The organism is Brevibacillus sp. SIMBA_040, from assembly GCF_046535075.1.
GTDB lineage: Bacteria > Bacillota > Bacilli > Brevibacillales > Brevibacillaceae > Brevibacillus.
The window spans coordinates 1-258 of sequence record NZ_JAWRXI010000270.1 but is presented as its reverse complement, the minus strand read 5'-3'; the positions used below and the strand labels follow the sequence as shown (position 1 = coordinate 258).

General features: G+C 29.8%; 1 protein-coding gene. It reads right to left on the bottom strand.

Annotation, left to right across the window (positions count from 1 at the left end; genetic code table 11):
* The coding region (locus tag SB752_RS32810; protein WP_410719565.1) for a hypothetical protein at nucleotides 1-258 on the bottom strand (258 nt) is incomplete at both ends.

Here is a 258-nt window from a genome sequence, read left to right as displayed (position 1 = left end):
AGTTCATTGGCAAAAATGATGCCTGGTGTAAGTAAAATTTCGTTAAAAGACTTAGTAACGATATTAACCTCGTCCTCAATAAATTCTTCTGACGTTAAATTAATATCAGGTAACATCTTTCTAAAGGAAATAAGTACAATTCCATTTTTGTATAGTTTTATCTGTGGATAAATAGAAATCAGCCTATTATTCTCTCGTCGATAGCACCCACCAACGAAAATTCTTATATATTTATTGTTCTCTTCAAAATGTTTATAC